The organism is Streptomyces sp. NPDC058964, assembly GCF_042741275.1.
GTDB lineage: Bacteria > Actinomycetota > Actinomycetes > Streptomycetales > Streptomycetaceae > Streptomyces.
On sequence record NZ_JBHYKH010000018.1, the window covers coordinates 1 to 10,078 of the forward strand.

Annotated in this window: 8 protein-coding genes; 4 read left to right on the forward strand and 4 right to left on the reverse strand. The window is 70.1% G+C overall.

Annotated elements, in window-relative coordinates; genetic code table 11:
• Both ACFW2E_RS04065 and ACFW2E_RS04070 read right to left on the reverse strand, forming a co-directional pair.
• Positions 1-314, reverse strand: a 314-nt coding sequence (locus tag ACFW2E_RS04065; RefSeq protein WP_384461000.1) for an epoxide hydrolase N-terminal domain-containing protein, incomplete at its 3' end; no start/stop codon positions are given.
• A gap of 590 nt (positions 315-904) precedes the next feature.
• Positions 905-2,344 carry a dihydrolipoyl dehydrogenase family protein gene (locus tag ACFW2E_RS04070; RefSeq protein ID WP_384461003.1) on the reverse strand — a complete coding sequence of 480 codons (1,440 nt, stop codon included), beginning with the start codon at positions 2,342-2,344 and terminating at the stop codon, positions 905-907.
• 1,224 nt (positions 2,345-3,568) lie between these two features.
• On the opposite strand from ACFW2E_RS04070, the gene ACFW2E_RS04075 reads away from it, so the two are divergent.
• Positions 3,569-4,537: a pirin family protein gene (locus ACFW2E_RS04075; RefSeq protein WP_384461006.1), complete on the forward strand. Its 969-nt coding sequence runs from the start codon at positions 3,569-3,571 to the stop codon at positions 4,535-4,537.
• 361 nt (positions 4,538-4,898) lie between these two features.
• Here the strand turns inward: ACFW2E_RS04075 and ACFW2E_RS04080 are convergent, their stop codons facing one another.
• Both ACFW2E_RS04080 and ACFW2E_RS04085 read right to left on the reverse strand, forming a co-directional pair.
• Complete coding sequence (locus ACFW2E_RS04080) at positions 4,899-5,120, reverse strand: hypothetical protein (RefSeq protein ID WP_384461009.1); 222 nt, start codon at positions 5,118-5,120, stop codon at positions 4,899-4,901.
• Complete coding sequence (locus ACFW2E_RS04085) at positions 5,117-7,411, reverse strand: SpoIIE family protein phosphatase (RefSeq protein ID WP_384461012.1); 2,295 nt, start codon at positions 7,409-7,411, stop codon at positions 5,117-5,119. Before ACFW2E_RS04085 ends, ACFW2E_RS04080 begins: the two co-directional genes overlap by 4 nt.
• A gap of 463 nt (positions 7,412-7,874) precedes the next feature.
• On the opposite strand from ACFW2E_RS04085, the gene ACFW2E_RS04090 reads away from it, so the two are divergent.
• From ACFW2E_RS04090 to ACFW2E_RS04100, 3 genes are all read left to right on the forward strand, one after another.
• A complete protein-coding gene (locus tag ACFW2E_RS04090; RefSeq protein ID WP_384461015.1) occupies positions 7,875-8,621 on the forward strand; it encodes a hypothetical protein in 747 nt (248 codons plus the stop codon).
• A gap of 311 nt (positions 8,622-8,932) precedes the next feature.
• The gene (locus tag ACFW2E_RS04095; protein ID WP_384461018.1) at positions 8,933-9,211 is read left to right on the forward strand and encodes an SHOCT domain-containing protein; all 279 of its coding nucleotides are present in this window, start codon (positions 8,933-8,935) and stop codon (positions 9,209-9,211) included.
• 239 nt (positions 9,212-9,450) lie between these two features.
• Positions 9,451-9,822: a hypothetical protein gene (locus ACFW2E_RS04100; protein ID WP_384461020.1), complete on the forward strand. Its 372-nt coding sequence runs from the start codon at positions 9,451-9,453 to the stop codon at positions 9,820-9,822.
• Positions 9,823-10,078 lie beyond the last annotated feature (256 nt).

A 10,078-nucleotide genomic window follows, 5' to 3' on the forward strand; every position in this document is an offset into this window, starting at 1 on the left:
GTGACGATGAGCGGCAGCGCGTTCTCGTGCTTGGAGCGGACGTGCAGGAAGTGGATGTCCAGCCCGTCGATCTCGGTGATGAACTGCGGGTAGGAGTTGAGCTTCGCCTCGACCTTGCGCCAGTCGTACTCCTCCGCCCAGTAGCGGGCCAGCTTCTGCACGGTGGCCAGCTGCGTGCCCTGCGACTGATCGTCGACCGTCTCCTTCTCCGGGAAACGCGTCGCCTTGATACGTGCACGCAGGTCACTGAGATCTGCGTCGGAGAACTCGACGGTGAACGGACGGATTGCGTTCCGGTCAGAACTGACGGACATCTTTGACTCCTTGAATGGCTCGATAAAACGCGGGCGTGGCGGGGCCGCGCCGCATCAGCAGTGATTTCCGCGGATTGTCATTCCCGCCGGCCGGCGCTGGGGCCCTGTGGCCCGCTCCTGCTTTCCGGCGTGTCTCCATGGTGGGTCGCTGCTGTCACGTCGGTAATCTGGAACGTGACCTAGATTCCGCGGGGCTCGCCGCGTTCTCCCTAGGTAACCTGACGCGATGCCGTCCGCGGATGCCGTGACAGTCATGCGTTGCCGCCGTGGGCGACGACCGACTCCAGCGGCAGCGCGTGTCGAACAGCCGGGAGCTGAGGGCCCTGGTGGCCGTCGTTGCTCCGGTCGGTGTCAGGAGCCGGTGGCCCGGCCGTGCTCGCGCCGTGCCGACGGGCGGACCCGCAGGAGCCGTGCCCACTCGCGCAACTCGCCGGAAGGCACCTCCGACGGACGCGAGCCGATCGGTCCGATCGCGGCACGGCCCCGGCGTACGGACCTGCGGGACCACGTCATGCCCGCACGCGCCGGCACACCCCTCGAGCACAACCTGGGCTCAGCCGCGGCCCGACATCGGCACGGGGCATGGTTGCCTACCCGCGGTGCGCTTCCAGCAGCCGTAGCCAGACCTCGCTGATCGTGGGGAATGCGGGGACGGCGTGCCACAGCCGGTCGACGGGTACTTCACCGGCGACCACGACCGTCGCCGAGTACAGCAGTTCGGCGATGCCGGGACCGACGAAGGTGACCCCGACCACGGTGCCTCGGTCCAGGTCGATCACCATGCGGGCCCTGCCCCGAAATCCCTCGGCGTACTGGAATGCGCCGGCCACGCCGGCGAAGTTGTGGTCCACCGCTTTGACGCGGAGCCCGGCGCGTTCCGCCTCGTGTGCGGTCAGTCCGACGGAGGCGACTTCCGGGTCGGTGAAGACCACTTGTGGCAGTGCCGCGCTGTCGGCGGTTGCGACGTGTGTACCCCACCTGCTGGTGTCGACCGGCTCCCCCTGGGCGCGGGCCGCGATCACGGGGCCCGCAATGCGCGCCTGGTACTTGCCCTGATGCGTCAGCAAGGCACGGTGATTGACGTCGCCGACCGCGTAGAGCCATCCGTCCTCGACGGCGGTGACCTGGAACGTGTCGTCCACAGTCAGCCACTCGCCGGGAGTCAGTCCGATGGTCTCCAGGCCGATGTCGCCGGTCTGGGGCGTCCGGCCGGTCGCGAACAGGATCTCGTCCGCTTCCAGTTGCCCACCGTCCGACGACACGAGGTGCACCACGCCCTCAGGGCCGCCGACCCGGGTGACGGACGTGACGGCGGTGCCGAAGCGCAGGTCGACGCCGGCTTCGCGCAATTCGTCCGCGACCATCTCGCCGGCGAACGATTCCATGCGCGTCAGCAGACCGCCGCCGCGCACCAGCATGGTCACTTCGGAGCCGAGGGCCCGCCAGGCCGTGGCCATTTCAACGGCCACGACGCCTCCGCCGACCACCACGAGACGGCGGGGAACCGCGTCTGCGCTGGTCGCTTCCCGGTTGGTCCAGTAGCGAAGGGTGTCCAGGTGGGGAAGGTCCGGTAGTGCCGCACCGGTACCCGTGCAGACGGCGACGGCTTGGCGCGCGTTGAGCCGGACGGTCCCGCCTTCAGGGGTGCTCACCACGACCTGACGCGGACCGTCGAGGCGGCCATGACCGCGTACGAGGTCCACGGACACGGAATTCAGCCACTCGACCTGGTCTTCGTCGTGCCAATGATTGACCATGACATCACGGTGCGCGAACACGGCAGGCACATCCAGGGGTCCGCCGACCGCGTGCCGCAGCCCCGGCACCCGGCGCGCGTCCGCTCGTGCCAGCACCGGCCGCAGCAGCGCCTTGCTCGGCTCACACGCCCAGAACGAGCACTCACCGCCTAGCAGTTCTCGTTCGACGATCACTGTGCTCAGTCCCGCGGCACGGGTCCTGTCAGCAACGTTCTCACCGACCGGGCCCGCCCCGATCACGACGACGTCATACGTGCGGGAGGTGTCGCTCATGGCTGCTCCTATGTCTTTCTCAGGTGTCGCGGAGTCTGCTGGCCGGCGGAACGGCGATGGTGGTCCTGCTTTCAGTGGCAGGGCACCTCGGGGGACCTTGCCGGCGAGTGGGCCGCGGCCGCGACACACCAATGAGCAGCAGCACGAGTGCAGTCAGACCACGTTCGCGGATCGGTTCGTCACGGCGAAGCGCCAGGCCGCCGACGCGGTGCCGAACGAGGAGGTGTCGCCATGCCCTTCGGATGGGCAGGCAACGTCCCCGGGCGTCATGGGAAGCAACCCCTGCGCCGTGGAGCCCTTCATGTCCGGTCGCGGTACGTACTTGGCCGATGAGCCGTCACTGTCACGACGGCGCGGCACACTGCAACCGTCGTCGAAGGCTGGAGGAACGGCTCAGTCGGCGCAGTCCTTGCTCGGCTGCGTGCCGCTCTGATCGCATTGAACTCACCTGCCTGTCGCTCGCCGACCAGTTGCCGTCCTCCGGACTGACGAGCGACCGAGAATGAACAGGAATGCCGATGCATCCGCTGGGGACAGACGACCACCGTGCAAATATGGCGTCGACCTTCACGAATGCCTCGCAGGGTAACGATAGACACAAGCCAATCGTCAACAACTCAGGCGCGCTAGGTGTCGCGCCTTCGCCGCACCGTCGCGGTCGCACAGCCTTGTCGTACGGTCCGCTGCGGTGGCCGAGCAGCTGCACCCCGCGGCGTGATCGGCCGCGCCGGGCCCGCGCCGCCCTACCGGGTTGTCCGGTTCACACGCGCCGCCAGTGCGGAAGCGGCGCACCATCCAGTCTCGATGGCCGGTGCCGGAGTCGCCTCAGCCGCGTGGCCGAGGTTGCGTCTCCTTCCAACAGGTGAGGTGCCGCACGGTGGTGGTTCTTCCGGCGGAGCAGCCGTCGCCCAGGGGCAGCCGTGTCGACCGGACCGCACGACGAGGTCCCGATATGTGGCATGTATGACCGATTCGGGCAGCGACCGTGCCGGGCCTGCGAGCTAGATTCGGCGGTACACCGTCCCGGGGCGTTACCGCCCGACAGGGCCAGCCCCATGGGTCGGGGCGGACGCATCGACGTCTGCCCGGCCTCGGCCACGCCCCCTGGACGCCGCCCGCCTGCCGGGGTTCTGCCCGGCAGAGAAGCGCAAGTACCCCCCTCCCAGCGGATCGTCGTCGCTTTGGACGTCGCGTCGTCCGCACCGTACGTACGAAGGAGCCGCCATGCCGGCCGTGACCGTCGAGGATCTCCTGGTCCTCCCCCGCCTCCCACGCCCTGACGCGGCCGCCGCCGACCGCCCCGTCCGCAAGGTGGTCACCGCGCCCCAGCAGCGGGAGGGGGCCGGCTTTGTGGTGCGCCGCCCGTTCCCGAGCGCCGCTTTGCCCGACGCGGACCCGTTCCTGCTGCTCGACCACGTCGGTGAGACCGTCTACCAGCCCTACGAGGCCAAGGGCGCCCCCTGGCACCCTCACCGCGGGTTCGAAACGGTCACCTACGTCATCGACGGCACGCTGGTGCACCACGATTCCAACGGTGGCGGAGGCGTGATATCGGACGGGGACACGCAGTGGATGACCGCAGGGTCGGGGATCCTGCACGACGAGGTCCCCAGCGAGGAGGTCCTGGCCAAGGGCGGCCTCAGTCACGGCATCCAGCTGTGGGTGAACCTGCCCCGCACCCGCAAGTGGGAGCAACCCCGCTACCAGGACGTCCGGGCGGACAGGCTCCGGCTGCTCACCTCCGATGACGGCGGGGCGCTGGTACGCCTGATCGCCGGTGGTCTCGGCGGCTACCAGGGACCGGGCGTGACCTTTACCCCCATCGTCTACGCGCACGCGAGTCTGCTTCCCCGGGCGCGGTTGCGGACCGGGTGGGATCCGCAGTTCAGCGCGATGGTCTACGTCCTGCAGGGAGCGGGGAGCGTGGGCCCGGACGGGCGCCCGGTGAGGGAGGGGCAACTGGCGGTGTTCGGTGCGGGCGATGTCATCACCGTTCAGGCGGGAGCCCATCAGCATGGCCGCACCGGTCGCTTTGAGGTGCTGCTGCTGGGCGGCGTACCGCTGAGGGAGCCGATCGCCCGCTACGGCCCGTTCGTGATGAACACCGAGGCGGAGATCCTGCAGGCCGTCGAGGACTACCGGCAAGGCAGGATGGGGCACATTCCCGCAGCCCACCTGGAGGAGATGCCGTAGAGGCGCGGCAGGACCGACGGCCGGAGGGCCGGCGCGTGCCGGGGCCGGGTGCCCCGTGCTCGGTGCCCAGGGTCCTCTGGCACGCGCGCTTCCCTCGCAGCGGGGCCGGTTGGCCGCGGACGCCGTGGTCGGCTGGACCCCCGTCGGCCTGCTGATCGCCTCGCCGCTCGGGCGGCGTTCGCGCGGCGTTCGCGCGGCCGTATGAACCCGGCCGTCCCACTGGCTTCTCGGCTGATGGGTGCCCTGCCGTGGCGGGATGCGCCGGTGGATACGGCAGCCCAACTGGCCGGTTCCTGGCGGGGGGCGGTGGGTCGGCTGGTGTGGGGCGAGCCGACGGCGGATCCCGTCGTCTGCTTCACCGTCATCCGGGCATCCGGGCACATCCCGTGGCGACCGTGTTCGCCTCCGAGGCGGCGGCGAGTGCCGTGATGTCGCCGCGGTGACCTTCGTGGCGGCCCGGCACAGCCGCGTACGAGGAGCCGGGCTCCAGCTGCGCGAGCGGCAGCATGGCGACCGCGGGGGGCAAGCAGCCGGGCGCGGCACCCAGCAAGGTCACCTCGACCCGCAATCGGCCGATCTTCACGTGGCGGTGGTGGACTGCTGAGCCCAGACGGTCTTTCCCTCGGCGTGGTAGCGGGTTCCCCAGCTGTCGGTGAGGGTGGCGATGATGAACAGTCCTCGTCCGGTCTCGTCGATGGTGCGGGCGTGCCTGACGTGGGGGGCACTCGTGGAGGCGTCACTGACTTCGCAGGTCAGGCCTCGGTCACGGATCAACCGCAGTCGGAAGGGCGGGGCGCCGTAGCGGACCGCGTTGCCGACGAGCTCGCTGGCGATGAGTTCCGTGGTGAAGCCGGTTTCCTCGTCGACGCCCCAGGTCTCGAGTTGTCTGCGTACCGCTGCACGGGCCCGGGGTGCGGCTTCGGGACCGGCCGGCAGGGAGCAGGTGAGGACCTGTTCCGCGCGCAGTGCCCGGGTGCGCGCGAGCAGCAGGAGCGCCTCTCCCATGCTTTCGTCGTCATCGAGTGCGTACGCGATCGTGTCGCACAGGCCGGCCGGCGGCCGGTCTGCGGCCTCGTTCAGGAGGGGGCGCAGCGGCGCGGACGGATCGAGGACCCGCTCGGCCAGAGCGGCCGTACTGATCGCCAGAGTGCTGCCCTCGGGGAGGTCGACCGTGGTCGCGGGGAAGGGCGCATTGCCGGTGCCGGCGAGCAAGGGGCCCGCAGGCACGGGCAGGGTGGCCGACGCGCCGTCGGCATGGACCACCACAGGCTCCGACAGCCCGGCGCGCACGATGGTGCATCTGAGGTCGACCGGGTCGTAGACGGCGATCAGGCATTCGGCGGTGAGCGGCTCACGGTGCAGGGGGTCGCCCGAGGGCAGCGCGGAGCGCTCGGCGGCCAGGCGGGCGGCGGTGTCGTTCAGCCGGGCCATCAGATCGTCCGGCTCCAGGTCGAGCGCCGCGAGCGAACTGATGACGGTGCGCAACTGCCCCATCGTGGTGGCCGCGGCGATCCCCCGCCCGGCGACATCTCCGACGATGAGCGCCGTCCGCGCTCCCGCCAAGGGGATGACATCGAACCAAGCGCCCCCGCCCTCGGAGCCGGGAACGTGCAGATGGGTGACGTCCACCGTGGTGGGCGACTCCGGCTTCTGGGGGAGCAGCCTGCGCTGCAGCGTAGCCGCGATGGTCCGTTCCCTGGCATAGCGGCGGGCATTGTCGATGCACAACGCCGCGTGCGCGCACACGTCGGACGCCAACGCGATGTCTCCCTCGTCGAACGGGTCCTCGTCCTCGTGCCGGTAGAAGCTGACCACACCGAGTGCCTCGCCTCGCAAGGCCAGCGGAGCCACGATCAAGGAGTGCGCACCAGAACGCCTGATGGCCTCCGCCCGAGCCGGATCGGCCGCAAGCCACATGCTGTCCTCCTCCACCGACACGAGCCGCGGCCGCAGATCGGTCAGTACCCGTGCGAAGGGGGTCCCGTACGGCAGGCGCCGCACATCACCCACCGGGTATGCCGACACCCGGCCTTGGAACGCCGCCCGACGCAGCGGCACATCGCGATCGACAGGGACCAGAGGCGGCACCTCGCCTCGCACCACGTCCTCGATCACCTCCACCACCGCGATCCCCGAGAACGTCGGCACCACGGCGTTCACCAGTTCCTCGCTCACGGCGATCACATCCAAGCGTTCGCCCACCCGCTTGCGGACCTCATCCAGCACCGCCAGGCGGTACAACGCCCGCTCTCGGTCGGTGACCTCGACCGCAGACGCCACCAGGCCCAGGACCTCACCGCGTGCATTCTCCAGGCGCACGTAGCTGACGGAATAGATGCCGCGTCTGCGACTGGTCGGCCTCGGCATGCCCCGTACCAGCCGGTTGAGCACCGGCCGCCCGCTTTCCAGCACCCGGCGCGCCGCCGCCTCTTCCTCTCCCGGGTCGGCAATCCGGTACGCCTCGGTGAAGACCCGTCCCAGCAGACGGCCGGTCGGGGCGTCACGCAGCGCACGGCTCGCCGTGTTCACACGGACGATGCGCAGCTGATCGTCCAAGACGTGCAGACCCACCGGGGACTGGGTGAACATGGCCCGCAGGATCGCCAGGTCCTGTCCGGAAACGGCATCCGCCGCGGTACGGACCTCCCAGGCCACCGACGAGCCCGTCAGCACAGGCTTCACCAGCACATAGCCCGAATGCTCGACCCGCGACCGACGCCACTCCTCATCACCTGCGGCCTCGCCCACGAGCGCGGCAACGGACTGGCCGACAGCCTCGTCGGCAGACCACCCGAACATCTCCTGCGCACGACGGTTCCACTCGGTCACCCGCCCACCCTCATCCGCACGCATGAGCACGTCGCCACTCGCCATGGGAAATGCACCTCCGGCCCATCCATGCCCGCGTGCACCGGAAACGGGCCCGCCCAGCCGTCAGCAGCCACCGATCGGCCCAGCGCCTCCCCGCGGCTGCCGGCCCGCACGGCCCCTCCACCTCCCGGCTGGTGCCAAACCGGGTCACGGCGTTGGAACAGTGGAACGGCGAGGCGGACGCCATCGGCCCAGCCGCGCGCGCAGGTCCGACGACGTGGCCGACCGGAGCTCGGTGCGCCGCGCCGCGCAGAGGCCGGGACGCCGGTCGGATCCACCGGCAGCCGTTACGTCGAAGCGGGCCACGCGGACGATGAAGCCGACGCCGCGCCGCGGACCACAACGTCCCGCTCGGGTCTGCGGCCGGTCATATGCCGCACCAGGGCCGTCGTCGAGCACTGTGCTCTGGGCGAGGTGAGTACGAGTACTCATGTGCGTGGTGATCGGCGTCCTGCATCTTGCGTGCATGCGATCGACATCCGTCTCGAAGTCCCTGCTGGTGACCGCCCTCGGCTGCATGGTCCTGTCCGGCTGCGGCACTCAGCACACCACCACCGATCGGACCCCCGCGGGCAGCACCGTCTCGGCGACAGCCCAGCCGACCGCTCAACCGAGCAACGACCCGGAGATGCGGTTCCTCGCACTGATGACCCGCATCATGCAGGACTGCGGCCCGAACGCCTCCGGCGACAGCGGCAAGGGTGAGGCGGCCGGGCCCGCGGACCTGCCGGGTGGCCAGGACGCGCCCACCCCCGGATACGGGCCGGGCGAGACCCCGCCCGGTGTTGCCGACACCGGGGGAGACGTACCGATCCCCGTGGACGATTCCGCGTCGGCGAAGCCGGCCGCTGACCCGACCGGACCCAAGCCGGCCAAGGAGGTACCGCTGACCGGTGTCGAGAAGTGCAGCGGCACCGAGCACGCACAGCGCGTCAGCGAGGCGTTCGAGGACGCGAGGACGACCAGCTATCAGGCGATGCGCGAGATGCTGACGCGCCTGGACTACCCGGCCTCGCGGATTCACCGGATGCCGGACCATGCGGGCGCGCCCCGGGCAAGGCTGGACCTGCGCATGATGGGCAGCCACTTGGCCCTGGAGGTCACCCGGACCGGCAGCGGGGCAGCCGTCGAAGCGTTCGGGGTTCCGGAGACGGAGGACGTGAAGGTGACGGACGTGAAGCGGAAGCCGCAGCCGGATGCCCCCACGTCCTGACCGGATCGCATGACGCGCTGCAAAAGGGAGCCCTGGGTCGCTCGCGGGGGCGAACGAACGACCCAGGGGATTGGCCCGGCAGGAGGTCCCCGGGAGGTACTGCGGGTCATGGCCGGTTGCCGTGGTGGTCCTGCTTGGCCGCTGTCCACCGAGCACAGTCGCTCGCGCATCCCTGAAGTGGTCGTTTTCCTGGGCGGGAGCGGTCATTGGGCCGTCCGGCCCCTTCGCCGGGAACGATGGCCCTACTCGGCCGATGCCGCTGTCGGCCATCCTGGAACTCACACAGCCACCAGCCGAGGGAAGTGATCGGCATGATGTGGTACGACGGCGGGTGGGGCTGGGGCGGCTGGTTCGCCATGACGGTGTTCATGGTGCTGGTCTGGGCTCTGATCATCGTTGGAGTGATCGCGCTCGTGCGCTACCTCACCGGGACCCATCGCCGCCAGGACTCCGGCCCACCACTGTCCTCCGGCGAACCTCGATGGGGAAGCCGGCGAGCTGAGGATCTGCTTGCCGAGCGGTTCGCCAGCGGGGAAATCGACGACGACGAGTACAAACGACGTCTCGCGCTGCTCCGGGAGCACCGGTGAGTGCGGACCGCCGGCGAGGGATGTGGCTCATTGTCTTCTCGGCAGCCGCAGCGTTGGTACTGGGCATCGCCACGACGGCCTTCTTCGCCGCCACGGGCGCCTTCCACACCACGGCACCCGCGTCCTGGAGGGCACAACAGGGCACACGATGCACTGCACCCACGCCGGCGGGCCGCGTGGTGAATGTGACCATGGTCGACAGGGGACGCATGATGGGCGGTCCAAGCGGACCCGCCCCGATGGACGGCCGTCCCGGCTGGCACGACATGGGCATGATGCGCCTGGTCGCCCAGCCCGCGACGGTTCCGTCCGGGCAGGTGACACTGCGCGTGGTCAACGCGGGAGCACTCCCGCACGAGGTCGTGGTGCTGCCGCTGCGAGCGGGCCAGACCGCAGGAGCACGGGCCGTGGGCGCCGTCGGGCGGGTTTCCGAGGCAGGCAGCCTCGGTGAAGCCTCGCGCACCTGCGGCGCGGGCACCGGGGACGGAATCCTCCCCCGTACGACGGGCTGGACCACGTTGACACTGCAGCCAGGCCGCTACGAGCTGCTGTGCAACAACCCCGGCCACTACGCCGCCGGCATGTACACCGAGCTTGACGTAGTCCGGTAACTACGGCCGAACCCTGGCCAGGGACTGGCCAGCGCGCTCGCCGTCCCGCTCGTCGGCTGCACCAGCGAAGACAGCAGTTCCGACAAGGCCGTACCCTCCAAGGCCGGCACGCCGAAAGCATCGAAGTCCGGGGACCACAGTGACGGGGCGTTATGGGGGCGGGGTGGGGGCGGCGGGGAAGGGGGGGGGGGGGCGGGCGGGGGGACGGCCAGGTGGTCGGGCTGGGCGGTCATTGCTTCCTCCAGTAGTCCTGCCG